The sequence below is a fragment of the Microbacterium sp. ISL-59 genome (assembly GCF_018613945.1).
In the GTDB taxonomy this organism is placed as follows: Bacteria; Actinomycetota; Actinomycetes; order Actinomycetales; family Microbacteriaceae; genus Microbacterium; species Microbacterium oxydans_B.
Genome location: NZ_JAGGPG010000004.1, coordinates 68,060 through 94,358 on the forward strand (window position 1 = coordinate 68,060; position 26,299 = coordinate 94,358).

Consider the following 26,299-nt stretch of genomic DNA (forward strand, 5'->3'; position numbering starts at 1 on the left):
GCCATGGAGACCGCCATCACGAGCCTCTATCCGGGAACCAAGTTCCTGGCGGCGCTCTTCATCGGCATCACGGCGTTCATCGTGCCCACCTACTGGTACGGCTTCGCCGCGTTCCTGGTGTGCATCCTCCTCGCCTACCTGGCGGGTCAGGGAACGCCGTTCGTCAAGACGATCCGCAACACCCTCCTGATCCTCGTGCTGTTTATGTTCGCCATCCGGGTCCTGTTCAGCGGAGGCAGCCACGTCTACTGGGCGTGGGGGAACATGAGCGTGACGCAGGAGAGCCTCGACGGCGCGCTCACCATCGTGGCAGGCGTCCTCGCGCTGGGCTCCGCCCTTCTCCTCTTCTTCCGGCTCACACCGGTGAAGGACATCACCGCGGCGCTGGAGAACGCCGGGATGCCCCCGTCGGCGACCTATGTCGTCCTCTCGGCCATCCAGATGATCCCCGAGATGCGCAAGCAGTCGAGCACGATCATGGATGCGCAGAAGACGCGCGGCGTCGAGACCGAGGGCAAGCTGATGACCCGCGTGAAGGCGTTCGTCCCCACCCTCGGCCCCCTCGTGCTGTCGTCCATCGCCAGCACCGAGGAGCGCGTGATCACGCTGGAATCCCGGGCGTTCACGGCCAAGGTACCCAAGACCCGTCTGCACACCGTGACCCGACGACGGGCCGACAACGTGATCCAGGTCGTCCTGATCTCCGCCTTCGTCCTCATTCTCGCCGGAAGGATCGTCCTGTGGCTGCTCTAGAAGTTCACGACGTCTCGTTCACCTATGCGACCGCCGAGCATCCGGCCGTCTCCGACATCTCCTTCGACGTCGAAGCCGGACAGCTGTGTGCGCTGATCGGACCGAACGGCGCCGGGAAGACGACGGTCTGCAACATCATCCGCGGCTTCATCCCGCGGTTCCACACCGGAGAAATGACGGGCCGGGTCGTCGTCCAGGGCGAGGATGCCGCGGACAGCGATCTGGGGCTGCTCGGTCTCACGATTGGCTTCGTCTTCCAGAACCCGTTCGTGCAGATCAGCGGCGCCAAGGACACGGTCTTCGACGAGGTGGCCTTCGGACTGGAGAACCTCGGCGTCGAGGTCGGCGAGATCCGGCGGCGGGTCGAGGAGACGCTCACTCTGATCAACATCCAGCATCTCCGCGACAAGAACCCGGTGGAGCTCTCCGGCGGGCAGAAGCAGCGCGTCGCGTTCGCGTCGACTCTCGCGATGGATCCGCCGATCTTCGTGATCGACGAGCCCACGTCGCAGCTCGACCCGCAGGGGACCGAGGAGATCTTCCGCATCATCAGCATGCTGAAGGAGCGCGGGAAGACCATCATCCTCGTCGAGCACAAGATGGAGTTGGTCGCCGAATACGCTGACACCGTCGTCGTCCTCGATCGCGGGCGCGTGGTCATGACGGGGACGACCTCCGAGGTGCTCTCCTCGCCGGAGCTGGCCGCGCACAACGTGGCGTACCCGCAGTACGCGAGCGCCGGACTCGCGCTGCGGGGAGCTGGCCTGCCGATCCCGCAGATCCCGGTCACGAAGGAGCAGGCGCTTGCCGTCTTCGGGCGCGCACGTGCCGCACAGGAAGGAGTCGTCGCATGACGGAGCTGATCCGATTCGACGACGTTTCGTTCGCGTATCCGAACGGTCACGTCGCGATCGAGAACGTGTCGCTCTCGATCGCCGCGGGAGAAGCCGTGGCGATCGTCGGCCAGAACGGTGCCGGCAAGACGTCGACCGCGAAGGTCATGAACGGCCTGTACAAACCCTCGAAGGGTGATGTCACGGTGGCCGGCGAGAACACGAAGTCGCGCACGACGGCGCAGATCTCGCGCAAGGTCGGCTACGTGTTCCAGAACCCCGACGACCAGATCTTCCACAACGACGTCTACAGCGAGATCGAGTTCGGACCGAAGACCCTCGGCTTCACGGGATCGGAACTCGAGGATCGCGTGTATGCCGCGGCGGAGCTCTCGGGGGTCAGCGCCCAGCTCGACGAGAACCCCTACAACCTGCCGTTCTCGACGAGGAAGTTCGTCGCGATCGCCTCGACCCTCGCGATGGGCTGCGAGGCGTTCATCCTCGACGAGCCGACCGCAGGACAGGACCTGGCCGGCATGGAGACGATCGGGCGGATCGTGGAGTCGCTGAAGGCAGAGGGTCGTGCCATCGTGACGATCACCCACGACATGCAGTTCGTCGTCGACAATTTCGAGCGTGTCGTCGTCATGGCGAACAAGCACATCGTGGCGGATGCCGGCAAGCGCGAGATCTTCTGGAACCTCCCGGTCCTCGAAGAGGCCATGCTCAAGCAGCCCTACCTCAGCGAGTTGGCCAACGAGCTCCAGCTCGACGGTCGGGTGCTCGAGCTCGACGAGTTCGTGCAGTCCTTCCGCCGACCGCAGGCGGTGGAGCGTGTCTGAGCGCCGCGTCGTCGTCGTCGCGAGCCTCAACGTCGACTTCACCGTCTCGTCCCCACGCCTTCCGGGAACGGGAGAGACCATCCTCGGCTCGGCGTTCTCCACGTCGCAAGGCGGGAAGGGCGGCAATCAGGCCGTCGCCCTCGCCCGGCTGGGCGTGGACACGACGGTCATCGGATGCGTGGGCGACGACGACAGCGGACGCGGATACCGTGCGGCTCTGGACGAGGAGGGTCTCTTCACCGCGCATGTGCGCACGGTCGTCGGCACTCCGACGGGGACGGCGTTGATCACGGTCGACGATGCCGGCGACAACACCATCGTCGTCGTCCCCGGTGCGAACTCCGAGGTCTCCGTGCACGACGTCGACGCCGCTGCGGGCAGGATCGTCGGGGCGGCGGTGACGCTGGCTCAGCTGGAGACCCCGACCGCCGCGACCGTGCACGCTTTCGCCCTCGCGCGCGACGCCGGATCGATCACCGTTCTCAATCCGGCACCGGCAGGACCGGACATCGCTTCGATCCTGAATCTGACCGACGTCCTCGTCCCCAACGAGGTGGAGTTCGAGCAGATCCTCGGCACGGCGCCGGCAACCGACGAGGAGATTCTCGCCGTGTGTGCGTCGGTCTTCGCCCAGGGCGTTCGGTGGGTCGTCGTGACGCTGGGCGACAGAGGGTCCGCGCTCGTCGGACGTGACTCCGTCATCCCCATCGCCGCATTGCCTGTGCGTGCGATCGACACGACCGCCGCGGGGGATTCCTTCGTCGCAGGACTGGTCAGTGTGATCGCGTCGCAGCGGAGCCTGGACCAGGAGACGATGATCGCCGCCTGCCGACACGGCGCACGGGTCGCGGCCTGGTCGGTGCAGCGCTCCGGCGCCCAGCCCTCGCTGCCGCGTCTCGAGCAGTTGGGTGCGGTCAGCGGTGCGCCGGCGTCGGCCGGCGCCGTCTGACGTACCGTCGGTGCTTTCCTGATCCCGACATCGACTGGCATAGCCGCGGAGCCGGTGCTGGCCGAGGGCTTCGCGACGGCGCGCGCGGGGCTTCATCCGCGACGGCGATCTCCATGATCTCCCACGCCACGTCCATGCGCCCCTGGTCTCCGTCCGCATCGCACCGATCCGTGCGAGGTCGTCAAGCGAATCGTGCGGCTGGGGTCGCGAGATCGGCTCGAACCCGCGCAGATCGACCAGTTCATCGGCTTGATCCATACGATGTCGTCCGCTGTCGCACCCAGATCAGAAATCAGCGAATCGTGCAAACAATCAGCTCGAAGGGAATGGCCGCTCCACCCCGATCCGCGTAGCTTTCCAAGGGTGAGGTCAGGACGGACCTCACCCTTAGCGGAGAGAACGGATCAGCCACTGTGACATCTCAGACGACCGACGGCGCGCCCGCGACCGATGAGGACGACCCCTCCTCCGTGTGGCCGATCACCGACGACGATCTGTGCCGGCGGTTCGAAGCCGTCCCGACGGCGGCGATCAATGATGTTCTGCGGACGCGGGGACTCCTGCGCCGGGTGCTCCCGCCGTCGATCGTCGAGCTGCAGTCCGGCAGGCGTATGGCGGGCATCGTCTTCACTATCAGCGGTGCGGTGAGCACGGCGCTCCGTGGCGAGATGGAAGAGCGCGCTCAGATGCTGGAGGCCATCGGCCCGAACTCGGTGTGCGTCTGGGAGACAGGCGGCGATGAGGAATCGGCGCAGTGGGGCGAGATCATGACGATGGCGGCCATGAAGCGCGGCTGCCGCGGAGCTGTGATCGACGGCGGCATCCGAGATGCGGACAGAATCCTGGACCTGGATTTCCCCGTCTTCAGCCGCTACCGAACCTCGAACGGGATGCTCGGTCGATTCCGGCTCACGCACTGGCAGCGGCCGGTCGCCATCGGTGGCGTCGAGATCGTGCCCGGCGACGTGATCGTGGGTGACATCGACGGAGTAATCGTCGTCCCCCAGGGCCTGGCCTTCGAGGTGCTGGTCGAAGCGGAGCAGATCGTGGAGAACGAGGTCGAGTTCAAGGAGATGATTCTCAGCGGGGTATCTCCCCGCGATGTCGTCGCCCGCGGCGGCTACTTCTGATCACCCCCGACGAACGGAGAAGGCAATGGCGCCGAACGAATCCGCAGCTGCTGCGACCCTGACGGACATCGAGAGCAGTATCGACCTCGCGGTCCATCTCTACGATCATTACGAGTCGCTGGGCGAGGTCAAGCACTACTACGGGGTGCTGGCGATCTACGCGCTGGTACGCGCCGCGAAGACGACCGGAGACCCGGTCCTCGTCGCGCGATGCGAGCGGATACTGCGGCGCTTCCCCGCCGAGGTCGAGCATCCTCGATACAACTTTCAGATCTACGCGATCGGCGGTCTCGGTCAGGCGTATGCACTGGCGATGGGCATGATGCCCGACCGTGCGGACCTGGTGCGCGAGCATGCGGAGGAGCTGATGGCGGCTCCACGCGACGCCGAGGGCATTCTGACGATGCCGGGCGAACCGGGAGACAAGGTCTGGATCGACACGGCCATGGCCGCCTCGCCCTACCTCATGTACGCAGGCCTCGCTCTCGACGAGCCGGCGTATCTGGATGAAGCCGTGCGGCAGACCGTCCTCATGTACGACCTGCTCCTCGATCCCGACAACGGGCTGCTTCACCAGTGCATGAACTTCGTTGGCCCGGGGCTGCTCTCCGAAGATCACTGGAGCCGCGGCAACGGCTGGGGGTACTTCGCCCTCGCGGAGCTGGTCGCGGAGCTGCCCGCCGCGCATCCTGGGCGTCCCGGGATCGAACGCCGCTTCCGCGACCTGTCCGAGGCGCTGCTTCCGCACCAGGCCGCATCCGGACTCTGGCGGCAGGAGATCCCGCTCGCGACGAGCTGGGAGGAGTCCTCGGGCTCGGGCCTGATCGTGTACGGCTTCGCGGTCGGCATCCGCACGGGACTCCTCACCGGCCGCCGTTGGCAGGATGCCGTCGACCGGGGTGTCGCCGGCCTGATCCGCACGTCCATCAATGCGGACGGCTCGATCGAGAACAGTTGCCCGGGGACGCTCTGCCCGGGCGACGGCGTCGAGAAAGGCACGGTGCGCGCCTACGTGGAGTTACGTGCGCCGTACCGGGACGAGCCGCACGGGTGCGCGCCGCTCATGCTCGCGTTGACCGAGGCCGCGATGCACGAGGAGTCTGCATGATCATCGACGACCGGGTCGTCGAGTCGACCCCGGAGCGCATGTCGCCTCCGCCCGCGCCTCGGTCGCGGCGACCGCATCGCGCCAGGAACCAGAAGCTCCTGCTCGCCCTGCTTCTCCCGGGTGTGGCGTACTTCCTCGTCTTCCACTACGGCGCTCTCGGTGGATTGGTCATCGCCTTCCAGGACTACGTGCCGTTCCTCGGCATCGGTGGGTCGGAGTGGATCGGGCTTGCCAACTTCTTCGAGATCTTCCGGGATCCCGCCATCTGGACGGCGGTGCGGAACACCATCGAGATATCCGCCCTTCAGCTCATCTTCTTCTTCCCGGCGCCCATCGCCCTGGCGATACTCCTGCACAGCGTGACGTTCGACGCCGTACGCAAGTTCATCCAGAGCGTCGTGTATCTGCCGCACTTCATCTCGTGGGTGATCGTGGTCGCCCTCTTCCAGCAGTTCCTCGGCGACACCGGCCTGCTCAACAATGCGCTGACGGGTATGGGGTTCAGCACGGTCGACATCATCGGCAACCCGGACGCCTTCAAGCCGCTCATGGTCGTGCAGGTGATCTGGAAGGACTGCGGATGGGGCACGATCATCTTCCTCGCGGCTCTGTACCAGGTGAATGAGCAGCTGTACGAGGCATCCGCTCTGGACGGCGCCGGATGGTGGTCGCGGCTGTGGCACGTGACGCTGCCCGGCATCCGCCCGACGATCGTGCTGCTGTTCATCCTCAAGCTGGGCGACATCTTGAACGTCGGCTTCGAGCAGATCTTCCTGCAGCGCAACTCCGTCGGACCCGCCGCGGCCGAGGTGATCGACACCTTCGTCTACTACACCGGTGTCGTCGGCGGGGACTGGGGGTATGCGACCGCGGTCGGTCTGCTCAAGGGATTCTTCGCCGCGGCGCTGGTCTACGCGGCGAACAAGTTCGCTCATCGACTCGGAGAAGCGGGGTTGTACAACTGATGTCCGGTCTCCTCACTCGCACGCAGCGACCCGTCTGGGCGTCGCGCCCCGGCCCGGTGCTCCTGACGTTCAAGACGCTGTCACTGATCGTCATCGTGCTCCTCGTGCTGTTCCCCCTGCTCGTGGTCGTCTCGACCAGTCTGTCCACGCCGGAGGAGGTGCGCGAGAGCGGGGGCTGGGTGATCTGGCCGACGCAGGTCTCCTTCGCCGCGTACGGCGAGATTCTCGCCGGCGGCGTCGTGACCCGCGCCACGATCATCAGCGTTGGGGTCACCGTCGTCGGTACAGCGGTGTCCCTCGCGGCGACGATCGGCATAGCCTATGCCCTGTCGCGACCACGGTTGTTCCTGGGTCGGCCGATCACGCTGCTCGTGGTGCTGACGCTCTTCTTCTCGCCCGGGATGATCCCGACCTACCTCGTCGTGCAGTCTCTCGGTCTCGTCGGAAGCCTCGCGGCTCTCGTGGTGCCGGTGCTGGTCAACGCTTTCAACCTCATCGTGCTCCGCGGCTTCTTCCAGGGAATTCCGGACGAGCTGTTCGAGGCCGCGAAGATCGATGGGGCGAGCGAATGGCGGATGCTGCGCTCGATCGCGTTGCCCTTGTCGAAGGCGGCGGTCGCCGTGGTCGGGCTCTTCTATGCGGTCAGCTACTGGAACTCGTTCTTCAACGCGATCCTCTACCTGAACGACTCCTCGCTCTGGCCGCTTCAGGTCGTGCTCCGGCAGTACGTCCTCGAGGGCTCGCCGCTCGCGGGCAGCATCGACGTGGCCACGGCGAGCGCCCCGAACTCGATTCAGATGGCCGTCGTCGTCCTGGCGATGCTGCCGATCGTGTGCGTGTATCCGTTCGTGCAACGCCATTTCGCCTCCGGTGTGCTCACCGGTGCGATCAAATCCTGACGCGCGCGGCCCGAACTCCGACCCCATACCCATCAGACGGATCAGAAAGAGGAATCACAGTGGCAGAAATCACGCGGCGCGGCATGCTCCAGCTCGCTGGAATCGGCGCTTTGGCAGTGGTGGGCGGGGTCTCCCTGGCCAGTTGTGCACCCCAGGCCCCTCTTTCAGGCGGGTCCGCTTCCTCAGGGCTCGCGCCCTGGCCGACCTACATGAAGGCGACCGGCCCGACGCCGGACCTCGCGGGCGCCAGTTCCGCGGAGGCGGATGCCTTCTTCTCCTATCCCGCGAAACTGGCTCGGTCGGTCAGCGCGGTGCCCGGGGACGGCAGCACCGTGAACGCCATGATGCTGACGTACAGCCCGCCGGCATCGGGGGCCGACGGCAACGCGCTGTGGACGGCCATCAACAAGGAGCTGGGAGTCAACCTCGAGCTCAACCTCGTCCCGGCATCCGAGTATGCAGCGAAGTTCGCCACGGTGATGGCATCCACTGCGCTGCCGGACAGCATGCTGATCATGAACACGGTGTCGCGCGCGCGTGACTTCGTCAAGGCCAAGTGCGCCGACCTCACGGACTTCGTCAGCGGCGACAACATCAAGAAGTACCCGAACCTCGCCAACATCCCCACGGCGAGCTGGGAAGCCATGGGACGGATCGACGGGCGCATCTTCGGCATCCCCCTCACTCGGCCCAAACTCAACACCGCGCAGTTCCACGTCAATCGCACGAAGCTCGATGCGCTGCAGGTCCCGGCGGACTGGTCGCAGCAGGACTTCCTCGATGCGATGAAGGCGCTCAAGAAGGAGGGCTCCTATGGCTTCGGGATCGACTCCTCGACGGCGTACGGAGCGGGCTACTTCGCCGGCGCCTTCGGCGCTCCGCAGGGGTGGAAGCTCAACAAGGGCGCCTTCACGAGCGCGTACGAGTCCGACGAGTATGTGGCCGCGCTCGAGTTCGCGCGCCAGATGTACAGCGACGGGTACTACCACCCCACGTCCTCCAGCGGCTCTCTCAACGACATCATGAACCTGTACTACAACCAGGAGATCTCCAGCACGGTCGGCAATTTCTTCAACTTCGCAGGCGGCACCTACGTCACGCGCGTCGGCGGCGCTTTCCAGACCGACGTGGCGGTGCCCTTCGGATCGGATCGCACGTCGTGGATGGGATCGGGCGTCTACGGCTTCACGGCGTTCAAGGATGCGCCCGCCGAGCGCATCGAGATGATGCTGCGCCTCTGCGACTACCTCGCGGCCCCGTACGGGACGACCGAGTACGAGCTCCTCAACTACGGCGTCGAGGGCGTGCACTTCACCCGTTCGGACGGCGGACTGACTCCCACCGACCTCGCCAAGACGGAGAACGCCAACTCCGTTCCGGTCAAGTACATGTCCTGCGCGCCGATGATCATCCAAGTGGCCGATGACCGGGCGGCGACCGAGCGGGCCTTCGCAGTCCAGTCGCAGCTCGTCCCTGCGGGCATCTCCGACCCGTCGGTCGGGCTGTTCTCCGCGACCGCGGAGAAGAGCGGGGCCGCGCTCGCCCAGACGATGAACGACACCGCAGCGGGCATCATCTCGGGCCGACAGAGCGTCGCCGATTGGGCGGCCGCCATCGCCGACTACAAGAACAGCGGCGGAGCCCGGATCGCCGATGAATTCGCTGCGAGCCTCACCGCCAACTCCTGAAAGGAAACGAACATGCACTCCGCCTCCTCACTCACAGGTCAGCGCATCCTCGTCGTCGGAGCGACCGGCGGGATCGGAACCGCGCTCTGTCGCGACCTCAGCGCACTCTCCGCGCGATTCGCCGTCGTAGGAACTCGGGCCGAGGCTGTGTCGGCCCTGGTGTCGGAGACGGGCGCGGAAGCCGGTTGGGCCGTCGACGCGACGGACGAATCGCAGATGGAGCAGCTCTTCGCTGAGGTCGAGCGCGTGTTCGGCGGACTGGACGTCCTCATCAACCTCGTCGGCTATTCCGTCCCGCATGCGGTCGCGGACCTCGATGCCGCAGGCTATGAGCGACTGATGGACGTGAACGTGAAGAGCACCTTCCTCAGCTGTCACTTCGCGCTCGCCCTGTTCCCCGAAACGGGCGGTCGTATCGTGAACGTCGGCTCGATGGCCGGGCTGCGGCCGAACGGAGTCGCACCGCTCTACTGTGCGGCGAAGGCGGCGGTCGCGATGTTCACGGACGCGCTCGCCATCCAGGTCGCCGACCGTGGCATCCAGGTGAGCTCGGTGACTCCCGGTGGCGTCGACACCGGATTCTGGGGTGACCGACCGGTGGATCGCGGCGCACTTCTCGCGGCGGAGGACGTTGCCGTGGCGCTCGTGAACGTCCTGACGCAGCCCTCGCATGTTCTCACCAGGAACGTCGTGCTCGAGTCCGCCGCGAGACGCTCATGACAGCGCTCCTACCGTTTGTTCAGCGCCGACGGCGGCTTGCCGGTGACCTTCTTGTAAAGCCGACTGAAGTAGTACACGTTCGTGAAGCCGGCACGCACGGCGGACTCCGTCACATTGAACTCGCCGCTGGTGAGGAACTCCGTGGCCTTCGTGATCTTGATGCGCTGCTGATAAGCGATCGGCGAGAGGCCGGTCACCTTCTTGAACACGAGCCGGAAGTGGGAGGCGCTGAGCCCCGCCATGGCCGCGAGCTCGTCGACCGAGTACGTGGACGCGTAGTTCTCGAGGATCACGCGGGTGATCTCGTGGATGCGCCGGGCATGGGGCTCTCGCAGGAGAGGAACGCTGTGCTCGCGGATCAGCGCGTGCATCACCTCTGTGACCCGGCTGCGGATGCCGATGATGTACCCGGGGCTCTGTTCTCCCCAGAGCTGCGACATCTCGGCGAAGAGGGACGGAACAACGCTTGCCGTTCCCGAGGTGACGAAGGGCAAGGACTCGAGTTGCTTGTCGAGAGCGATCGCACCCACACCGCCGGCACCGAAGGCGACCGACCGGAAGTGCCACGGGTCGTCGGGGTCGCTCGCTGCGGTGTGCGGCGTCCCGGCAGGCATGAACAGAAGGTCCCCCGACGTGACCGTGCGGTGCTGGCCGGCGAGCTCGTAGTGCGCGGTGCCGGCGACGGCGAAGGCGAGGATGTGCGACCGGTTGTTCGTGAAGTGCCTGATCCGCCACTCCGGATCCGGGGGACGTTCTCGGACGTAGGCGATGTCTGCGACGGCGAAGTCGAAGAAGTCGGCCGAGGTCTCGACCTCTGCGATGTGCGCTTCGCTCATGACCTGTCCTGGAGTCGGTCGTGCTGATCTCGGTGCCCGGGTACTGGCTTATACATTCCTACTACACGGTATCTCCTGCGGCCCCAGATCGCTCCGGGAGACTTCTCGCGTCCGGAGCCGACCTCAGCTCGGGGAAGAACGCCGTGTTCCTCCTCGATGAGCAGGGGGAAATGCTCGATCGCTTCGGAGAAGCCGCGGTGACGGAAGCGTCGTTCTTCCACACCGGACGATGGCAGACGTGGAGCGCAGATGCACGATTCGCCTACTACACAGCCGGCACTCTGAAGCATCCTCAGGTCGTGCGCCGTGAACTCGCGAGCGGAGTGGAGGAGACGATCGACGGTGACCTGGAGGGAGCGTCGCCGGCCGACGCTCCTCTGCTGTCCGGGTTGCTGGGCATGTTGCATGCGGCCGGCGACGGCACAGGACGGCATGAACCCGAAGCCTCCCCGGTCCCGTTCCCGGACCGATCCGCGCACGGACTCTTCCAGCATTCATTCGACCCGCCCCGCTCGCGACTCGCGCTCAGCGTCGACGCGGTCCTCGCCGAGCATCCGGATCGGGATTCGCTCCTGCGACTGGATTCACAGGTGCGAGCGGAGACCGGCGAGGGGCTGTCGCTGATGACCTATTGCGTGCGCTGGAGTCCGGATGGCACCCGCCTCCTGTTCTACTTCGGCAATCATCTGGCCTTCATCGGACGAGGCGAGCCGCGCGTGGCGCATGTGATGACGAGCACCCCGGATCTGCGCGACATCAGGGTCGCCCTCCGGCTCGGCGAGGGGCGGCCCGGTGTCCACTGGTCGTGGCAACCCGACGGCGAGCATCTGATCGGGTACGGACCCGACCCGGACGATCCCCGGCGCATGTGCCTCGCCGAGGTCCGCTTCGACGGCACCGGCTATCGGCGCCTCAGCGAGCATGACAGCGGAGGGCACCCCTCCGTCAGTCCCGTGGACCCGGATCTGATCGTGACCGACGAACCGACCGAGGCGGGAGGCGCCGTCGTGTTCCTGTCCCGCCGCACCGGAGGAATCGTGCGGCGCATCGAGCTCCCGCGGTTCCGCCCCGGCTCTGAGGTTCGTGGCCGGAGCCGCCTCCATGTCGACCATCATCCTGTGTTCTCGGCGGACGGGGCCGTCGTGCACGCGAATGTGCTCCCCGACGAGCACGCCAGGATCGCTGTCCTGGAGTCGCCGAGATGACCCTGTGGTCCCTCATGGACGGCGGCGCGGGTACGGTCGGCACGGCATCGGCCGGACAGCGGTTCGCCGCATGGGCCGGACGCGCCATCGCGGCGCGGAGGAGAGGTGTCACGATCGCGAGAACAGCGCTGATCCATCCCGAAGCGAGGATCAGCGCGCGCTCCGGTGCGCTCGTGATCGGCGACCGCAGCGAGATCGCCCCTGGTGCTGTCATCCAGGGCGATGTGACGATCGGTGCGGACAGCAGCGTGCAGTCCTACGCCATCGTCGTGGGTTACGGCGGCGGCCCCATCACCATCGGCGACGGGGTGAGGATCGCCGCCCACACCATGATCATCGCGGCGAACCACGTCTTCGACGATCCCGACACCGCGATCCGCCTCCAGGGTCTGCGGCCGGCGCCCATCGTCATCGAAGACGATGTGTGGGTGGGCGGAAGAGTCGCCATCACAGCCGGCGTGACGATCGGCCGGGGGAGCGTCATCGGGGCCGGTGCCGTCGTGACGGCGGATCTGCCTGCAGGCAGCGTGGCGACGGGGGTCCCGGCACGGGTACGGGGACGCCGATGGTGATCCAGAGTGCCGCGGGCGAGACGACGCTCGACATCGCCGCCGACGGAAGCTTCCGCCTCGCCCACCGAGGTCGCGACTTCATCGTCGGAGCAAGCCGCCGATTCCGATTCGAGACGCTCGACATGTCGTTGCCAGATGCTGGGACGACTCACCTGCAGACCGAGGCCGGCGGGCTGGTGAGCCGGGTGCGCTCGATCGTCGATCGTCGGGTCGGGGGCCGGATGCTTCGCACCGAACGGGCATGGCTTCACGCGCTGCCGCATGTCGTCGTGATCATCGACCGCGTGGTGTCCACCGACCCCGTCGAACTGATCGCCGACTTCGCGATCAGCGACGCCGATGGAGGGCTGCGGACGAACATCGCCACGCAGACACGCCTGGTGCTGCGGCAGCATGATGCCGCGATGAAGTTCTTCCTCATGGTGGCCGAGACCGACGGGTCGCCCGCGGACGCCGTGCTCGATTCGGGCCTCGAGGACGGATTCCGGCGGGTGCGGTGGCAGCTTCCGGGTCGCGGTCGCGAGCACCTGATGGTCTTCGCCGCAGTGCTCGAGGCGGAACCGGCGATTCCGCAGTGGCACATCGACAGGTCTGGTGCGGACGCGATCCGCATCGAAGGGCCGGACGGAAGCGGACTGTTCGTCCGGTTCCGTGAGGCCGACGACTGAGTGAACTCAACCAGCAGAAAGGACGAAGATGTCATCTCACAACACTCCGGCCGGGGTATCCCGGCGCGCGTTCGTCACCGGAGGACTGGCCGCCACGATCGGACTGCTCGCCGGCGACCTCATCATCGGCACCTCAGCCGAGGCAGCGTCTCCTGACCTGACCGGGGGACTCCAGCTGTCCGGCTCCGGCTTCTCGATCATCGGCACGGACGACGGGAAGGTCACCGTGGTCGACGGGAACGGGACCGCACGCATCGTGCTGCCCGGCTACCGGCTCACCGCGGCGGTGAACACGGGAGGCACTCCATCGATCGTCACGAATACCGACGGCGCGCAGTCCATCGTCGTCGACTACGTCACAAACTCTGCGTCGATCACGATGCAGGGAACGTTCACCCCGGTCGCCGGCCGTCTGCGAGCCGTGTACGACATCTGGGCGCCGGACGGCACGACAGTGCATACCGGGAAGATGCGCCGGCAGGTTGTCCCCGCCGGCATCGTGGAGTCGTTCACGCGGCTCACCGATTGGACGCGGGACGCCCGCGGAGGCGTTCCCTTCGAGGTGCAGCAGAGCGATGGCGTCTACATCGAGAACTTCACGGATCTTCAGGTATTCATCCGTGCTGAGGGGACGAACCCCTCCTGGGGCGACTCCAACAACCTCAGTTGCCCCGCCGTGCTCGTGGAACCCGGCCATTACCGTGCGCAGGCGGACCTCGCCGTCGGTGATCTGCGTCCGAAACTCGCCGGTGCACTCATTTCGAGTGCCGCGCTCTCTGCCGATGTCTGGACGGATCGGCCCTACAACATCTGGGATTCCACGACCGCTCCCGCCGTCGTGCACGCAGCTGCCTTCAACGGCGCGGAGCTGAGGGATGTGTCCTTCGTTTGGAAGGTGACGGACTTCAACGGTCAGGTGATCGCGGCGCGCACGACGACCGTCTCGGCGGGCTCGGTCGCGATCGTCTCGGACGATCTGTCCGTGACGTTGCCTGCCCGGGGGATCTTCTTCGTCGAGGTGACCGCTTCGGCGGGAACGGATACTTCGTACACGCGGACCAACATCGCCATGCTGCCATCGCACACCTACGCGGAGGGTGTAGGGAGCTCCTTCGGCATCTCGGCCAACTTCCTGCTCGACACCGACGATGAGCGGGGGCTGCTGCGAAGGATCGGGATGCGGTGGTCGCGCAACAACCAGTTCACCTCTGCGCAGCTCAGCGCGTTCGGGTTCACCCAGAACCGGCTCAAGACGCCGCCCGCGCCGGATGCGTATGACAACGACCCGGTGCAGAAGGCGGCGTACATCAATGGAGAGGTATCGACGGCGATCTCGAGTGGAGCTGTGCTCTACGAGCTCGCCAACGAGTGGAACATGAAGGGAGGCGTCCTCCAGGGCGTCTACGCCGACGACTACGTGAACAAGTGGCTGACGCCGTTCCACGCTGCGTTCGTCGCAGCCGGCGCCTCCACCCAGCTGATGTCGGTCGGTCTCGCCGGGATGGACCACGTCTTCGCGACGAAGATGTTCGCCGCCGGTGCGGGCACCATGATCTCCGCGTTCGGTCTGCACCCGGGTCGAGGAAACTTCACACCGGATTTCGCACCGACGCCGGACCAATGGCTCGTCGGATCCACCGGCACCTACTGGAACTTCCTCGGTTCCGTGCGGGAGGCGCGGCGGATTCTCGATGAGCAGCCGCAGGAGATCGAGCTGTGGCTGACGGAGGCCTATGCCTGCACGAAGCCGAACAGCTGGTGGTACGACACTCATCGTCACGCCGCCGAGAACGTCGTCCTTTCACAGGCGCTGGCGCTGTCCGAGGGCGTCCGCAACGTGCAGTGGTATCAGTTCTACGACTCGGTCAAGGCCAACCCGACCGGCGCCACTGCGGACAACAACGAGTACCACTATGGTCTCGTGCTCCGTGACCACAGCCCGAAGCCCGCGCTGCTCGCCCACGCCACCATCGCGGAGGCACTCGACGAAGCAACCTTCGTGAGGTGGCTGGAATTCGACGATGCCGACGTCAAGGGTCTGCTCTTTGATACCCCGCGTGGGCCGCTGAGCATCCTCTGGTCACGCGCGGAGGGCTACGTGCTCAACGCGGATCACGGCCCCGGGTCGTTCTACGCCTCCCCGGAGCCCTGGGTAGACCCGTGGCCGCAGAAGACCACGCTCCTCCTCCCTGCAGCGCTCGCGACCGTGACGGAGATCGACAGCATCGGCCAAGAGCGGTCGATCATCGCGCAGGCGGGGGTCGCATCGGTGACCGTCGACGGAGCCCCTCGCTTGTACTACGGACTCGATTTCCCCGCGCAGGCGTCGTAGCCACGCGGCTCATGCAGGGCGGGGGCGGCGCGTGGCCGTCCCCGCATCGAACACCAGGAAGGCACACAGTGGGAAAGACCATCGGATTCATCGGAGCGGGCCAGTTCGCAGGAGGCTTCGCCCGATTGTTCAAGCTTCATCCGGACATCGACCGCGTCTACGCAACGGACGTGGTGCCCGAGCGGGCCGAGGCCATGAACACGAAGCTCGGCCTCGACGGAACGTACTCCTCCTTCGAGGAGATGCTGCGTTCGGACTGCGATGCCGTGGCCATTTTCACCCAGCGATGGACGCACGGGCCGCTCGTCGTGCAGGCGCTTCGCGCCGGCAAGCACGTGTACTCCGCAGTTCCCATGGCGACCGAGATCAGCCACATCGAGGAGATCGTCGGTCTGGTCGAGGAGACCGGGCTCATCTACATGATGGGTGAGACCAGCTACTACAACCCCGCGACCATCTTCGCGAGGGAGAAGCTCGCGCGAGGGGAGTTCGGGCGGGTCTTCTACTCGGAAGGCGACTACGTCCACGACATGGACAACGGGTTCTACGACGCCTATCGATTCAGCGGCGGCGAACGCTGGAAGGAGACCGCCAGCTATCCGCCGATGCTGTATCCGACGCACTCGATCGGCGGCGTACTGGGTGCACTTCCGACCCGGGCGGTCAGCGTCAGCTGCCTCGGGGTGCCGGACGCGGCAGGCGACGGGGTCTTCGACCGGGACGTCAGCATGTTCGACAACGACTTCAGCAACTGCTCCGCCCTGTTCGAGCTCGCCGACGGCGGCATCCTGCGCACGAATGAGATGCGCCGGGTCGGGTACACGTCGGGGAAGAGGGAGTCCCGGTTCCGCTTCTTCGGCACCGAAGCCGTCTTCGAGCAGAACGCGGTGCTCAGCGTATGGCACACCAAGGCGGCGATCGATGACGTCTCCGCGCTGCTGGAGACGGAGCCGGTCGTCCGGGACACGGAAGAGCACGCCGATATCCCGGCGGGGCTGCGCGATTCCTTTCTCAGCGGCAGCGCGCCGATCCAAGACCGTTCGCGGCTGCCGCAGGAGTTCACCGGTGCCGTGAACGGCCACGAAGGAGCACATCACTTCCTCGTCGATGACTTCGTCCGCTCGCTCGTCAGCGGCGATCATCCGCCGGTCGACGTCTGGATGGCTGCGCGCTTCACTGCCCCCGGTATCGTGGCGCACCGCTCCGCCCAAACGGGTGGCGCGCGCCTCGAGATCCCCGATTTCGGCGATCGCCCTCGAGCGCTTCGGGATGACGCCGTCGATGGTGGTGCCGCATGAGGGCGGTGACCTATCGCGCGGGCGCGGGGCTCGCGCAGGTGGAAAGCGAACCTGATCTGCCCGGGCCAGGGCAGGTCGCAATCGACGTCGCCTATGTCGGACTGTGTGGAACCGACCTCCACCTCGTGCATGGGGCCATGGACCATCGGATCGGCGACCGTCACCACGTGTTCGGACATGAGATGAGTGGGACCGTCGCCGAGGTCGGTGTCGATGTCGCCGACATCGCCCGGGGAGACCGTGTGTCGGTGATGCCGCTGCGCTGGGACGGCACGTGCCCCGCATGCCGGAACGGCAACTCGCATGTGTGTCAGAACCTCGACTTCATCGGGATCGACAGCCCCGGCGCGCTGCAGCAGCGGTGGGTCGTCGATGCCGACACCGTGATTCGGCTCCCGCAGGAGCTCCGGCTGGATCATGCCGCCCTCGTCGAGCCGACCGCCGTGGCCGTGCACGATGTGCATCGCGGTGCGGTGCGACACGGCGAGAAAGTGGTCGTCGTCGGCGCAGGACCGATCGGATCGTTGATTGCTCTCGTCGCACGGCGATCGGGTGCGGATGTACTCGTCATCGAGGTCGATGCGACGCGGCGGCGACAGGTGGAAGAGCTCGGGTTCGCCACACTGGATCCGCGCGGCGAGGACCAGGTCGCCGCCGTCGAGAGATGGACCGAAGGGGCGGGCGCCGACGTCGCGTTCGAAGTCTCGGGAGCCGCCGCCGCGGTGCTCGACATCACCTCCTTGCTGCGCGTTCGAGGTCGGGTCGTGATCGTCGCGATACACGTCGAACCGCGACCCGTCGACCTTCAGCGAGTGTTCTGGCGCGAACTCACTCTCCACGGCGCACGCGTCTACGAGCGGTCCGACTTCGAGGAAGCCGCGAATCTGATCGCCGAGGGGGCGATTCCGGTGGACCGACTGATAACGGATGTCCTGCCTCTCTCACAGGTGGCCGAAGGAATCGGGATGCTCGAGAGCGGAGCGGCGATGAAGGTGCTGATCGACGTCCGGAGCCAGAACGCATGATGTTCGACCTCACCGGACAGACCGCACTCGTCACAGGCGCCGATCGTGGCATAGGGGCAGGAATAGCGAAAGCGCTCGCCTCAGCCGGAGCCGAGATCATCGGCGCGAGCCGCACCATCGCGGAAGACGGAGGCGACGTGGGCCGGCAGATCCGCGCGATGGGGGGAGTGTTTCGCGCGGAACGCCTCGACCTCTCCGATCGGGGAGAGGTGGCGGCGTTCGCCGAGAGAATGGCCCCGGAGGTGGACATCCTCGTCGCCAACGCCGGAACGATCGAGAGGGCGCCTGCGGAGGAGATGTCTTTGGATGCGTGGGATCACGTGTTCGAGGTGAACCTTCGCGGCCAGTTCGCCCTCATCCAGCCGTTCGGTCGGAAGATGTTGGCCGCGGGCGGGGGACGCATCATCGTGACGGCATCGCTGCTCAGCTTTCAAGGTGGGATCAACGTCGCGGCCTACACGGCGACGAAGTCCGGGCTCGTCGGCATGGTGCGTGCGCTGTCCAATGAATGGAGCGGATCCGGGGTGACGGTGAACGCGATCGCCCCGGGCTACATCGAGACCGAGAACACGCAGGCATTGCGAGAGGACCCCGCGCGTTCTCGGGCGATCTTGGATCGAATCCCCATCGGCCGATGGGGAGCCCCGGATGATCTCGGTGGTGCGACGGTGTTCCTGGCATCACCGGCCGCGTCCTATGTCACCGGCATCGTCCTCCCGGTCGACGGGGGATGGCTCGCACGTTGACCGATACTCTCTGAGCCCCAACTGCAGGGGGACAGCCGTTAGCTCCTAGGAGTCGGTCTCAAGGGTGAGGTCGGCCCGAAGTTTCGCGCGTGCCCGCGAGTATCGGCTGCGGACGGTCGCGGGCTTCTTGCCGAGGACCTTCGCCGCCTCTGCGAGGGAGAACCCGTCCCAGTGGACGAGCTGGATGATCTCGCGATCGCCCGTCGGAAGTGCCTCGAGTGCTTCCCACACGTCATCACGCACGGGGCGGACGTCGCCGCTGACGAGCGCTTCACCCGTGAGCCTGTCGCTGAGCTTCCGCCTGCGCGAGAGCGCTCGTCGATGGTTGGCGAGGATGTTCCGGGCGATCCCGAACGTCCACATCCGTGCGTCGACGGGCTCCGACGGCATGGCATCGACCTTGCGCCACATCGTGAGCAGCACCTCACCGGTGAGGTCCGCGGCATCGTCGGTGGAGACGACCCGTCGAGCAAAGTAGCCGAACAGTGCACGTTTGCTTTCATCGATCAGGCGAGGAAGGTCGAGCCTGTCGTCGCTCCACATCGATACCAGTGCTTCGAGGGGCTCCTCAGGACGGCCGGGCATCAGTGCCGCACCCATGTGCACGTCGACGTGCCGGCGGTGCCGATACCGGGTGCGTTGATCAGCTCGAACGGGATCTCGTTCCCGATAGCGGTGACGATGCCTGTGGACACGGTCGTCCGGTCGAGGTCCTCCTGGGTGAGCTCGGGAGCCACGTCAGGGTCGCCGACGGAGTCCGGGTTCCTCTCGCCGAGGTCGTAGCCGCGTTGGCCGATGCCGGTCCAGTCATGCGAGGCGATCCATTCCTTCGTCTCGGTGACGTCCGTGCCATCCCAGGACGTGACCGCGAGTGAGTATGTGCACTCCACCGTCTTGCCCTCATCCGTGACGTAGGTGATCGGGATGACGACATCCGGGGTGAAGCTCGGGGCGATGTAGACGGCTGCCGCTGTCGCGATCGCTCCGACGCCCAGAAGCGCACCCAGCGTCGCCGCGATGCGGACGCCACGCCGGCGACGCGGAGGCCGCGCGGGCTGCTCTGCGGCATTCCTGGCGACGCGTTCAAGCATCGCGTCAAGGACTTCGGGCGACTCCGCCCACTTGTCGTGTGGAGTGAGCAGCCGGTTGAGCTGTGTGTCGTCCATGGGCTTCCTCCGATGATCCGTTCACTACTGCTCATGTCCGATCATCGCCGAAGCGTTGCATCGGGGAAGAACCGCGGGAGTCGCGCGAAGTATCCATGCCGTCGCGGGTTGGCAGGAATCCGGGACCGCAGGTCCGCCGCACGGGGGATGCTCGCGAGCATCCGGTTTCCGTAGCGTGGATCGCATGGATATCGCTTCGATGATCATGGGGGCCTCGATCGTCTCGATCGCGTGGATCGCCTTCTGGCCCTGGGCGCAGCTGAAACGCCTTCGCGAGCTCGAGGCGAGTGCCGCCGTGGATCCTGATCAGGAGTCGTAGATAGCGGACGCATCAGAAGTTAGTGAACTATGATTTACTAATGGGATGAGTCGCCCTCCTCGTTCTTCCGACGCCGAGTTGCTGGAGCGTATAGACGACGCGCTGCGTCTGCGCACATCGACCGATCCGTGGGGGCTCGCTGACGTCGCGCCTGCCGCGGGGATCAGTGCAGCAGGTCTGATCAAGCGGTTCGGATCGAAGGAGCGCCTGCTCCATGCGCTCTCCCGGCACTGGATCGACGGGATCCCGGGCGCGCCCATCGATCCGGAGAATGCACGGGCCGAGCTTCACTCCTACGGTCAAGCGCACTTCGCGACGGCCTCGTCATCGGCGGCGATCGCGGGACTCGGAGAGTTGATGCGCGACCTCTGGTCGCCCGAGGCGGCTGACCTCCTCCGTGAGGGGTGGGATCGTCAGGCCCGCTACTTCGAGGCACTGCTCCGGCACCTGCCGCTCCGCGGCGACGTCGACCGGCGCACGGCGGCCCTGACCCTGCTCGATGCACTGCACGGCAGTCTCTATCGGCAGGCGGTGTCGCTCGAACCCACTTCGCCGGAAGACACCATCGACCACCTCTTGAAAGGCTGGACATGACCCTCGATCGCACCTGGCGCGGATGCGCGTTCATCGGAGTGAGCCTCGACGGCTACATCGCCAAACCCGACGGAGACCTCACCTGGCTCACCGAGCCCGACCGACGTGCACACATCGCCGACGAGGGCGCACACCCGGCACTCGTCTGGGAGACCTTCTTCCCGACGGTCGACACGATCGTCATGGGTCGCACCACATACGACACCGTGTCGGGTTTCGAGCAGTGGCCTTTCGAGGGCAAGGCGGTGATCGTGCTCAGCTCGACGCTCGATGCGAGCCCGCACGCGCAGGTCGCTCGTTCGGTGGAGCACGCGAGCGACATGCTCGCGGCGATCGACGCGAAGCGCGTCTACGTCGATGGCGGGCGGACCATTCAGTCCTTCCTTGCCGCAGGGCTCATCGACGAGATCACGGTCTCCATCGCACCGATACTGCTCGGTCGCGGAAGTCGCCTCTTCGGAGAGCTCGACAGTGACGTGCTCCTCACCCTTCGCGGTCACCACTCCACCCCGGACGACGGTCTCGTCCGCGTCACGTATGACATTGCGCGGGCATAGCCGGACGCGGAGCATGGCTACCTGCCGTTCAAACGGGCACATCGTCGTCAGTGCGCTGCGTCCCACATCGCGTAGGAGATGACCCCGGCAGGGAGTCCGTCACGGGGTTCGATGAGCTCGCTCTCCACCCCGACGAGACGTCCGGTGTCGCGCGAGATGAAAACGGTGTCCGTCCGTTCGGGGATCGTCGAAGACACCTGCAGGCCGATCACATCGCGCCCCAGTCGGTCGCGTGTCGCCCCCAGAACCTCGACATCGCCCGCGTCGATGAGGATTTCCAGGAGTTCGGCATGCTGCGCGTTCGACAAGGTCCAGTACTGCATGAGTCCATCGATGGCGGCGAGCAGCTCGCCCGAGGATGAGCTCTCGGACACGCCGAAGGCGCCAAGTGCTGCGAACAGCTCCTCACGAGAATCGCCGGTCAGCGAGGTCAACTCAGCCGGTGCGTCGAAGTCCTCGGGCGCGGTCTTCACCTCGTCGATGATCTCGCCCGGTCGGTAGGGGCTCGGCTCGACGCCGGGGGGACGGTCCCCGTCGGGCCAGTAGGAATCGGCGGCGACGATGGTGGTCGTCGCCGTCTCCCCCTCTCCCCAGTCGAAGGTGATCTCCTGGGGAACGGATTCGATCCGCTGCTGTTCGATCTCCGCGCTCCAGCCCCAGACGACGGACTCGACGTGCGACGCCTGTTCGGGACCGGGGGAGGCCGACAGTGCGCGTTCGGCATCGGTCACCACATCGCTCATGCTTCCTGCCGTCGAGTACGGCAACGGAGGCGGAGTGAGGGCGACGGCCTGCTGTGCCGGCGAGAGGACACTGATCGTCACCAGTACGGCGACGGCGAGCGTCGCCAGCGCCGCCGTGGCGCCGGCCCAGATGATCCGCGGCCGAGCGCGGCGGTTCGGCGCCCGGACGTTCCCGCGAATGATGTTCTCGCGAAGGGCGATCTCCGCAGCACCGAGCGGTCTGTCGCTCCTGACTTCGGCAGGACGTGCGGCACGGAACAGGCGGTCGAGTTCATCGTCATGACGATTCATGGTTCGTCCCCTGGTCTTCGAGGTGGGCGCGCAGCTTCGTCCGCGCTCGTGTCAACGTGGTCCATACCGCCCCCTGGCTGCTTCGGAGGACTTCTGCGACTTCGCCTGCCGTCAGGTCGTTCCAGTACGTGAGGACCACGACCTGCCGTTCGCGCGCGCTGAGGGTCGTCAGAGCGTTCCGAAGCGCGAGACTCTCCCAGGGGTCGAGCGGCTCGACAGGATCCTCGAGGCCGCGAACGAGCGCCTCCATAGCTCGGGTCCGCGAGCGAGAGCGTCGCGTTCTGTCCTTCAACTTGTTGTTGGCGGTGCGCAGGAACCAGGTCAGACCCATCGGGCGATCAGGGTCCAGCTTTCGCCAGGCGACGACGAAGACCTCGGCTGTGAGCTCATCGACTTCGTCAGGATCATCCACGTAGCACTCGAGGTATCGGCGCACGCGCGCCCAGTACTCATCGAAGAGCCGACGGAATACGACGGCGCGGGGATCGCCGACCGGCGGAGCGGAAGCGCCCGCGGCGGCGGCGCCGCGGCGTGACTCGCGCGACGGAGGCGCGGAGGCCTTCCCGGCAGCGGGGAATCCTGCGAACGCGATGTCGAGCGCCGCGAGAATGCCATATCGGTGCATGGGATCCTCACTCACGATGACGCGTGCTCAGACAGGGTAACGCGGAAGAACGTGAGTCACGCCGCGCACCGCAGGGAGCTCACCTGGCCGAATACGTTCGTCGATGTTCCCGCGGTGGCTGTTGCGAGCACCGTGGCGGCAGCGTTCCGAGCCTGCACTTTTCCTGATGATCTGGCGTTCGCGATTGACTTCACAGAGGCGAGGGCAGCCGTACTGACCGTCGTGCAGGTCGTCCAGCTCAGCTTCGTTCCGCCTCTGTCTGCCTGGGAGTACGCGCAGTACTGGCCGGTGGCGCACGAGCCGACGGCGCGGGCGCTCACCGGCGCGACCCTGAGCTCCATCCCGAGCTGCGGCCAGACGACGGTGTACTCATCGACGATGGTTCCCCCCGGGACCGCATCGATGGCGTACGCCACGTCGGGATGCATCGTGGGATCGGCGTGTGCAGGCGTCGCAACGCCGATCGACAGGAGGGCGGCTGCAATCGCCGCGACCAGCTTCGTCTTCAAGGCAAGTCCTCTTCATAGGGCTGAGACGGTGTCCGGAAGGACCTGTTTCCACGATCTCAGCACGGGCGCGCCGCCGGAATCCGCGTACCCGCCCCCCTTTGCGTATCCGCCCGATTCCTGACACACGGAGGCGATATTGGCCGATGTCGGCGGTTCCTTACAGACATGTTCTCCGTCGCGACGCCGCCGGTTCGCACGGTATCGACGTGGCTACCGTGGGGTGAAGCCCACAGATGGCCCGCCGGCAACTCGGTACGTCAGCGGCGGCCAGGAAGAAGGAGGCGCTTTGGCGCATCGCCCCACGTTCGTTCGACCCATATCCACCAACCCTGGAATGTGGCTGTCGATCGCGATTCCTGTCGCAATGGTGATCACCCTGAGCCAGAACTTCGATCCGAACGCGGTCTCGACGTGGGAGGCGGTGTTTGCCAGCGCGAACTGGGGAGCGATCCTGGGGATGCCACTCAGTGCAGCCGCGGTCGCCATCTCCGTCCGCACACCGAGTCGCTGGATACGCGCGAACCATGCTGCGACCAATCGTTCCCTCGCCACACGGACGCTGGCGGACATCATGCCCACTCTGATCGCGATCTCGGTCGGGTATCTGCTCTCGCTCGCGATCGTGCTCCTGCGCACCTCTCCGAGCTCCGCGCCGACGTTTCGATCGTTCGGGCCGCTTGGCGTCTTCCTCACGATGGTGCTCGTCGCTGTGTTCATCGGTTTCGTGATCGGCCGGCTTCTGCCGGCAGCCGTCGCAGTCGTGGTCGCAGCGCTCGCTCAGTATCTCCTGATCTCGCTCCCTCTTGTGTCAGAGCCTCTGGAGCATCTGCGTTTCGCGCTCGGGTACTCGCTGCCGCTGGTTCTGCAGACAGTTGATCAGCAGATCGCATGGCCGATGCTCCTTCTTCCGATGCTGCTCGGTGGCGTCGTCGTGGTCGCCATCGTGCTCGCGTCGGCCAGGCTGCGTCTGCCGGCGATCGTCTGGACTGCGGGAGCCACGACGGCCATCCTGGTGCTCTCCTCGCCGCTCACCGCCTCGATCGCGCCCCCCGGCTACGAAGCGCGCTCCACCGGGGATCTGCATTGTGAGTACCGTGACGGCGTCGAGGTATGCGTGTGGCCGGAGTTCGGAGACGCCGAACATGATGCGGTTCCGCTCATAGACAGCCTCGCGACGTACGTCGGGACATTGAAGGCGAATGGAATCGAGATCGGGCCCGTGATCACGAGTTCGTCCGCCCAGGCCGAGGAGCTCTCCGCGCTGATGTTCGCTGCCGGCCCGGGTGACCTGTCCGGTGATGAGCTTCCGATCTCCCTCGCGGACGGTGTGCGGAATCAGGCCTCGTGTCCGGCCGCTGAGCAGGAATCCCTCGTCGCAGAAGGCGACCGCGCCGTGTACGCGTTGGCGATCGCTCTGGGGGCATCCCCCGACGCTCTCGCTCAACGGGAAGGCTCGGGCACCGGCGATGATCTTCTCCAAGCGCTGGGCCTCTCGACGGCCCGCGAGGGCTTCTCGACGTTCATCAGGTGGCAGGAAAAAGTAGCCGACATATGCAGAAAGGGCGACAGTTGAACGCCGTTCTCAGATTCGATGAGGTCTCCTTTCGATATCGCAGACACCTCGTCTTCGAGGGGTTCTCCTTCGATTTCACTCAGTTCCCCGTTGCATTGCTCGGCCCGAACGGTGCCGGCAAGTCAACCTTGATCGGCCTCTCGGCGGCGACCGAGAGGGCTCGTCGTGGGCGGATCGAAGTCGCAGGCGTATCCACTGAGTCCGCCGCCGGCCGCAAGGAGATCCGCCGGACTGTTTCCGCCGTGGCCCAAGCGCCGACGGGCATGCGGGGGCTCTCTGTTCGCGAGCTGGCCGCATACACCGCGTGGCTCAAGGGCATGAGCCACCGCGAGGCGTGGGACGAGTCGGAGCACGCGTTGGAGCTGGTGGGCTTGACGCGTTTGAGTGACCGACCTTCTCTGGGGCTCTCGGGTGGCGAACTGCGACGAGCAGCCATCGCCGGCGCTCTATGCTCTCGACCCACGCTGCTCCTGCTCGATGAGTCGACGGTCGGACTGGACCCGGCTCAGAGGGAGTCCGTGATCGACACCATCGCCACGCTCTCCACACGGATCCCGATCCTGTACAGCACGCACGAGGTGGACGACTTGTGGAGCTTCGCCCGTGGGGTCGTCGTCCTCGATGCGGGAACAGTGACGTTCGCGGGAACCGTCGATGAGTTCTACGCATTGGCCCAGCGAGGCGAAACGCCGCGGGAACGCGCATCCAGCGCGTACGCCCGAGCGCTGAAGACCACGTCGCCGAGCACGCGATGAGGTGGTGGTTCCGCGTCCGCATGGCCAGCGCGGGGGCCTGGGCTTTCCTGGTGGGCTGGGGTGGAACCTTCATCACGCCGTCCGCCAGGTTCGAGTTCCCGACGCTCGCCGGCGGGCAGTTCGCCGCGGTCCCGGTCGCGGTGCTCTTCGCCACCGTCGCGGCCGCGGGTTGGGTCGCTATCACGACGACGCGTGCGCGTGAACTGTCCGTCGGAACCTCCCGCCGCTGGGCGTGGGGCGGAGACGTGGTTGTGCTCTTCGTCGCTCTCGGGGTCTCGAGCGTGAGCGCCGCGCTGGCCTTCGGTGGGGCTCGTGAAGCACTCGTGCCGTTGCTCTTTCAATCGGCACTTGCAGTCCTCGTCGCGCGACCGGGTCTCCGGCCGGCCTGGCTGATGGCGCCCGGCGTGGCGCTGCTGACAGCGATGTTGCTCGGCTTCGACTCTCTGGGCGTGCCGTCAGTGTGGGCGCTGCCGGTGATGGATGAGGCCTCGGTGGCACAGCTGCTCAGCTCGGTATGCCTCCTCATCGCCGCGACCGGGGTCTATGTCGGCAGCGTCGCGAGGAATCCCGCCGCGTCGGCCGCCGTCTGACGGGCCGC

At 66.1% G+C, this 26,299-nt stretch carries 29 protein-coding genes; 23 read left to right on the forward strand and 6 right to left on the reverse strand.

The window, feature by feature from the left end; translation table 11 throughout:
* Window positions 1-3 precede the first annotated feature (3 nt).
* From J7E45_RS13785 to J7E45_RS13830, 10 genes are all read left to right on the forward strand, one after another.
* Window positions 4-753, forward strand: coding sequence for an energy-coupling factor transporter transmembrane component T (locus J7E45_RS13785; RefSeq protein ID WP_215070011.1), 750 nt, complete (start codon window positions 4-6; stop codon window positions 751-753).
* Window positions 741-1,607 (forward strand): energy-coupling factor ABC transporter ATP-binding protein, encoded by an 867-nt coding sequence (locus J7E45_RS13790; RefSeq protein WP_215070013.1) that lies wholly within the window; start codon window positions 741-743, stop codon window positions 1,605-1,607. Before J7E45_RS13785 ends, J7E45_RS13790 begins: the two co-directional genes overlap by 13 nt.
* The gene (locus tag J7E45_RS13795; RefSeq protein WP_215070015.1) at window positions 1,604-2,428 is read left to right on the forward strand and encodes an ABC transporter ATP-binding protein; all 825 of its coding nucleotides are present in this window, start codon (window positions 1,604-1,606) and stop codon (window positions 2,426-2,428) included. The genes J7E45_RS13790 and J7E45_RS13795 overlap by 4 nt, the downstream gene beginning before the upstream one ends.
* Window positions 2,421-3,377, forward strand: a complete 957-nt coding sequence (locus tag J7E45_RS13800; protein ID WP_215070017.1) for a ribokinase — start codon at window positions 2,421-2,423, stop codon at window positions 3,375-3,377. Before J7E45_RS13795 ends, J7E45_RS13800 begins: the two co-directional genes overlap by 8 nt.
* A gap of 413 nt (window positions 3,378-3,790) precedes the next feature.
* Complete coding sequence (locus J7E45_RS13805) at window positions 3,791-4,507, forward strand: RraA family protein (RefSeq protein WP_215070019.1); 717 nt, start codon at window positions 3,791-3,793, stop codon at window positions 4,505-4,507.
* Between the two features lie 25 nt (window positions 4,508-4,532).
* Entirely contained in the window at window positions 4,533-5,615 is a 1,083-nt protein-coding gene (locus J7E45_RS13810; protein ID WP_215070021.1) for a glycoside hydrolase family 88 protein, read from the forward strand.
* Window positions 5,612-6,580: an ABC transporter permease subunit gene (locus J7E45_RS13815; protein WP_215070024.1), complete on the forward strand. Its 969-nt coding sequence runs from the start codon at window positions 5,612-5,614 to the stop codon at window positions 6,578-6,580. The genes J7E45_RS13810 and J7E45_RS13815 overlap by 4 nt, the downstream gene beginning before the upstream one ends.
* Window positions 6,580-7,479 (forward strand): carbohydrate ABC transporter permease, encoded by a 900-nt coding sequence (locus J7E45_RS13820; protein WP_215070025.1) that lies wholly within the window; start codon window positions 6,580-6,582, stop codon window positions 7,477-7,479. Before J7E45_RS13815 ends, J7E45_RS13820 begins: the two co-directional genes overlap by 1 nt.
* Window positions 7,480-7,688: 209 nt before the next feature.
* A complete protein-coding gene (locus J7E45_RS13825) occupies window positions 7,689-9,167 on the forward strand; it encodes an extracellular solute-binding protein (RefSeq protein ID WP_215070026.1) in 1,479 nt (492 codons plus the stop codon).
* Window positions 9,168-9,179: 12 nt separating this feature from the next.
* Window positions 9,180-9,887: an SDR family oxidoreductase gene (locus tag J7E45_RS13830; protein WP_215070027.1), complete on the forward strand. Its 708-nt coding sequence runs from the start codon at window positions 9,180-9,182 to the stop codon at window positions 9,885-9,887.
* 8 nt (window positions 9,888-9,895) lie between these two features.
* Here J7E45_RS13830 and J7E45_RS13835 read toward each other — a convergent pair whose 3' ends face one another.
* Complete coding sequence (locus J7E45_RS13835) at window positions 9,896-10,723, reverse strand: AraC family transcriptional regulator (RefSeq protein WP_215070028.1); 828 nt, start codon at window positions 10,721-10,723, stop codon at window positions 9,896-9,898.
* 170 nt (window positions 10,724-10,893) lie between these two features.
* On the opposite strand from J7E45_RS13835, the gene J7E45_RS13840 reads away from it, so the two are divergent.
* The 7 genes from J7E45_RS13840 (at window position 10,894) to J7E45_RS13870 (ending at window position 18,569) form a co-directional block, all read left to right on the forward strand.
* A complete protein-coding gene (locus J7E45_RS13840; protein ID WP_215070029.1) occupies window positions 10,894-11,928 on the forward strand; it encodes a hypothetical protein in 1,035 nt (344 codons plus the stop codon).
* The gene (locus J7E45_RS13845; RefSeq protein WP_215070030.1) at window positions 11,925-12,500 is read left to right on the forward strand and encodes an acyltransferase; all 576 of its coding nucleotides are present in this window, start codon (window positions 11,925-11,927) and stop codon (window positions 12,498-12,500) included. The genes J7E45_RS13840 and J7E45_RS13845 overlap by 4 nt, the downstream gene beginning before the upstream one ends.
* Complete coding sequence (locus J7E45_RS13850) at window positions 12,494-13,168, forward strand: hypothetical protein (protein ID WP_215070031.1); 675 nt, start codon at window positions 12,494-12,496, stop codon at window positions 13,166-13,168. Before J7E45_RS13845 ends, J7E45_RS13850 begins: the two co-directional genes overlap by 7 nt.
* A 28-nt stretch (window positions 13,169-13,196) precedes the next feature.
* A complete protein-coding gene (locus tag J7E45_RS13855; protein ID WP_215070033.1) occupies window positions 13,197-15,500 on the forward strand; it encodes a hypothetical protein in 2,304 nt (767 codons plus the stop codon).
* A gap of 68 nt (window positions 15,501-15,568) precedes the next feature.
* Window positions 15,569-16,798 (forward strand): Gfo/Idh/MocA family protein, encoded by a 1,230-nt coding sequence (locus J7E45_RS13860; RefSeq protein WP_215070035.1) that lies wholly within the window; start codon window positions 15,569-15,571, stop codon window positions 16,796-16,798.
* Window positions 16,795-17,823 carry an alcohol dehydrogenase catalytic domain-containing protein gene (locus J7E45_RS13865; protein ID WP_215070038.1) on the forward strand — a complete coding sequence of 343 codons (1,029 nt, stop codon included), beginning with the start codon at window positions 16,795-16,797 and terminating at the stop codon, window positions 17,821-17,823. Before J7E45_RS13860 ends, J7E45_RS13865 begins: the two co-directional genes overlap by 4 nt.
* Entirely contained in the window at window positions 17,823-18,569 is a 747-nt protein-coding gene (locus J7E45_RS13870) for an SDR family oxidoreductase (protein WP_374225475.1), read from the forward strand. Before J7E45_RS13865 ends, J7E45_RS13870 begins: the two co-directional genes overlap by 1 nt.
* 45 nt (window positions 18,570-18,614) lie before the next feature.
* Here the strand turns inward: J7E45_RS13870 and J7E45_RS13875 are convergent, their stop codons facing one another.
* Both J7E45_RS13875 and J7E45_RS13880 read right to left on the reverse strand, forming a co-directional pair.
* On the reverse strand, window positions 18,615-19,154 hold the full coding sequence (locus J7E45_RS13875; protein ID WP_215070042.1) for a sigma-70 family RNA polymerase sigma factor: 540 nt from the start codon (window positions 19,152-19,154) through the stop codon (window positions 18,615-18,617).
* Window positions 19,154-19,735 carry a hypothetical protein gene (locus tag J7E45_RS13880; protein ID WP_215070044.1) on the reverse strand — a complete coding sequence of 194 codons (582 nt, stop codon included), beginning with the start codon at window positions 19,733-19,735 and terminating at the stop codon, window positions 19,154-19,156. The genes J7E45_RS13875 and J7E45_RS13880 overlap by 1 nt, the downstream gene beginning before the upstream one ends.
* Window positions 19,736-19,919: 184 nt before the next feature.
* Between J7E45_RS13880 and J7E45_RS18090 the strand changes: the two genes are divergently transcribed.
* From J7E45_RS18090 to J7E45_RS13890, 3 genes are read left to right on the forward strand one after another with little or no spacing between them, the layout of a single operon-like run.
* Window positions 19,920-20,054 (forward strand): hypothetical protein, encoded by a 135-nt coding sequence (locus J7E45_RS18090; RefSeq protein ID WP_258134285.1) that lies wholly within the window; start codon window positions 19,920-19,922, stop codon window positions 20,052-20,054.
* A 45-nt stretch (window positions 20,055-20,099) separates the two neighbouring features.
* Complete coding sequence (locus tag J7E45_RS13885; RefSeq protein ID WP_215070046.1) at window positions 20,100-20,648, forward strand: TetR family transcriptional regulator; 549 nt, start codon at window positions 20,100-20,102, stop codon at window positions 20,646-20,648.
* Complete coding sequence (locus J7E45_RS13890) at window positions 20,645-21,205, forward strand: dihydrofolate reductase family protein (RefSeq protein ID WP_215070048.1); 561 nt, start codon at window positions 20,645-20,647, stop codon at window positions 21,203-21,205. Before J7E45_RS13885 ends, J7E45_RS13890 begins: the two co-directional genes overlap by 4 nt.
* A 47-nt stretch (window positions 21,206-21,252) precedes the next feature.
* Here the strand turns inward: J7E45_RS13890 and J7E45_RS13895 are convergent, their stop codons facing one another.
* From J7E45_RS13895 to J7E45_RS13905, 3 genes are read right to left on the reverse strand one after another with little or no spacing between them, the layout of a single operon-like run.
* The gene (locus J7E45_RS13895) at window positions 21,253-22,239 is read right to left on the reverse strand and encodes a hypothetical protein (protein WP_215070050.1); all 987 of its coding nucleotides are present in this window, start codon (window positions 22,237-22,239) and stop codon (window positions 21,253-21,255) included.
* On the reverse strand, window positions 22,226-22,879 hold the full coding sequence (locus J7E45_RS13900; RefSeq protein ID WP_215070052.1) for an RNA polymerase sigma factor: 654 nt from the start codon (window positions 22,877-22,879) through the stop codon (window positions 22,226-22,228). The genes J7E45_RS13895 and J7E45_RS13900 overlap by 14 nt, the downstream gene beginning before the upstream one ends.
* 41 nt (window positions 22,880-22,920) lie before the next feature.
* Window positions 22,921-23,373: a peptidase inhibitor family I36 protein gene (locus J7E45_RS13905; protein WP_251054259.1), complete on the reverse strand. Its 453-nt coding sequence runs from the start codon at window positions 23,371-23,373 to the stop codon at window positions 22,921-22,923.
* Window positions 23,374-23,737: 364 nt separating this feature from the next.
* Here J7E45_RS13905 and J7E45_RS13910 point away from each other — a divergent pair, with 364 nt between their 5' ends.
* Genes J7E45_RS13910 through J7E45_RS13920 form a run of 3 tightly spaced genes read left to right on the forward strand, consistent with a single transcriptional unit; the run spans window position 23,738 to window position 26,291 of the window.
* The gene (locus tag J7E45_RS13910) at window positions 23,738-24,946 is read left to right on the forward strand and encodes a hypothetical protein (protein ID WP_215070053.1); all 1,209 of its coding nucleotides are present in this window, start codon (window positions 23,738-23,740) and stop codon (window positions 24,944-24,946) included.
* Complete coding sequence (locus J7E45_RS13915) at window positions 24,925-25,701, forward strand: ATP-binding cassette domain-containing protein (protein ID WP_251054261.1); 777 nt, start codon at window positions 24,925-24,927, stop codon at window positions 25,699-25,701. The genes J7E45_RS13910 and J7E45_RS13915 overlap by 22 nt, the downstream gene beginning before the upstream one ends.
* Complete coding sequence (locus J7E45_RS13920) at window positions 25,698-26,291, forward strand: hypothetical protein (RefSeq protein ID WP_215070055.1); 594 nt, start codon at window positions 25,698-25,700, stop codon at window positions 26,289-26,291. The genes J7E45_RS13915 and J7E45_RS13920 overlap by 4 nt, the downstream gene beginning before the upstream one ends.
* Window positions 26,292-26,299: the final 8 nt, after the last annotated feature.

What these genes read in the sequence shown, in the direction of transcription:
- J7E45_RS13785 (WP_215070011.1), top strand. Translation starts at nt 4, where the DNA reads ATGGAGACCGCCATCACGAGCCTCTATCCGGGAACCAAGTTCCTGGCG.
- J7E45_RS18090 (WP_258134285.1), top strand. Translation starts at nt 19,920, where the DNA reads ATGGATATCGCTTCGATGATCATGGGGGCCTCGATCGTCTCGATCGCG.
- J7E45_RS13845 (WP_215070030.1), top strand. Translation starts at nt 11,925, where the DNA reads ATGACCCTGTGGTCCCTCATGGACGGCGGCGCGGGTACGGTCGGCACG.
- J7E45_RS13880 (WP_215070044.1), bottom strand. Translation starts at nt 19,735, where the DNA reads ATGGACGACACACAGCTCAACCGGCTGCTCACTCCACACGACAAGTGG.
- J7E45_RS13830 (WP_215070027.1), top strand. Translation starts at nt 9,180, where the DNA reads ATGCACTCCGCCTCCTCACTCACAGGTCAGCGCATCCTCGTCGTCGGA.
- J7E45_RS13920 (WP_215070055.1), top strand. Translation starts at nt 25,698, where the DNA reads ATGAGGTGGTGGTTCCGCGTCCGCATGGCCAGCGCGGGGGCCTGGGCT.
- J7E45_RS13820 (WP_215070025.1), top strand. Translation starts at nt 6,580, where the DNA reads ATGTCCGGTCTCCTCACTCGCACGCAGCGACCCGTCTGGGCGTCGCGC.
- J7E45_RS13885 (WP_215070046.1), top strand. Translation starts at nt 20,100, where the DNA reads ATGAGTCGCCCTCCTCGTTCTTCCGACGCCGAGTTGCTGGAGCGTATA.
- J7E45_RS13835 (WP_215070028.1), bottom strand. Translation starts at nt 10,723, where the DNA reads ATGAGCGAAGCGCACATCGCAGAGGTCGAGACCTCGGCCGACTTCTTC.
- J7E45_RS13850 (WP_215070031.1), top strand. Translation starts at nt 12,494, where the DNA reads ATGGTGATCCAGAGTGCCGCGGGCGAGACGACGCTCGACATCGCCGCC.
- J7E45_RS13915 (WP_251054261.1), top strand. Translation starts at nt 24,925, where the DNA reads ATGCAGAAAGGGCGACAGTTGAACGCCGTTCTCAGATTCGATGAGGTC.
- J7E45_RS13810 (WP_215070021.1), top strand. Translation starts at nt 4,533, where the DNA reads ATGGCGCCGAACGAATCCGCAGCTGCTGCGACCCTGACGGACATCGAG.
- J7E45_RS13855 (WP_215070033.1), top strand. Translation starts at nt 13,197, where the DNA reads ATGTCATCTCACAACACTCCGGCCGGGGTATCCCGGCGCGCGTTCGTC.
- J7E45_RS13825 (WP_215070026.1), top strand. Translation starts at nt 7,689, where the DNA reads ATGAAGGCGACCGGCCCGACGCCGGACCTCGCGGGCGCCAGTTCCGCG.
- J7E45_RS13895 (WP_215070050.1), bottom strand. Translation starts at nt 22,239, where the DNA reads ATGAATCGTCATGACGATGAACTCGACCGCCTGTTCCGTGCCGCACGT.
- J7E45_RS13875 (WP_215070042.1), bottom strand. Translation starts at nt 19,154, where the DNA reads ATGCCCGGCCGTCCTGAGGAGCCCCTCGAAGCACTGGTATCGATGTGG.
- J7E45_RS13840 (WP_215070029.1), top strand. Translation starts at nt 10,894, where the DNA reads ATGCTCGATCGCTTCGGAGAAGCCGCGGTGACGGAAGCGTCGTTCTTC.
- J7E45_RS13865 (WP_215070038.1), top strand. Translation starts at nt 16,795, where the DNA reads ATGAGGGCGGTGACCTATCGCGCGGGCGCGGGGCTCGCGCAGGTGGAA.
- J7E45_RS13910 (WP_215070053.1), top strand. Translation starts at nt 23,738, where the DNA reads ATGGTGATCACCCTGAGCCAGAACTTCGATCCGAACGCGGTCTCGACG.
- J7E45_RS13890 (WP_215070048.1), top strand. Translation starts at nt 20,645, where the DNA reads ATGACCCTCGATCGCACCTGGCGCGGATGCGCGTTCATCGGAGTGAGC.
- J7E45_RS13870 (WP_374225475.1), top strand. Translation starts at nt 17,823, where the DNA reads ATGTTCGACCTCACCGGACAGACCGCACTCGTCACAGGCGCCGATCGT.
- J7E45_RS13815 (WP_215070024.1), top strand. Translation starts at nt 5,612, where the DNA reads ATGATCATCGACGACCGGGTCGTCGAGTCGACCCCGGAGCGCATGTCG.
- J7E45_RS13795 (WP_215070015.1), top strand. Translation starts at nt 1,604, where the DNA reads ATGACGGAGCTGATCCGATTCGACGACGTTTCGTTCGCGTATCCGAAC.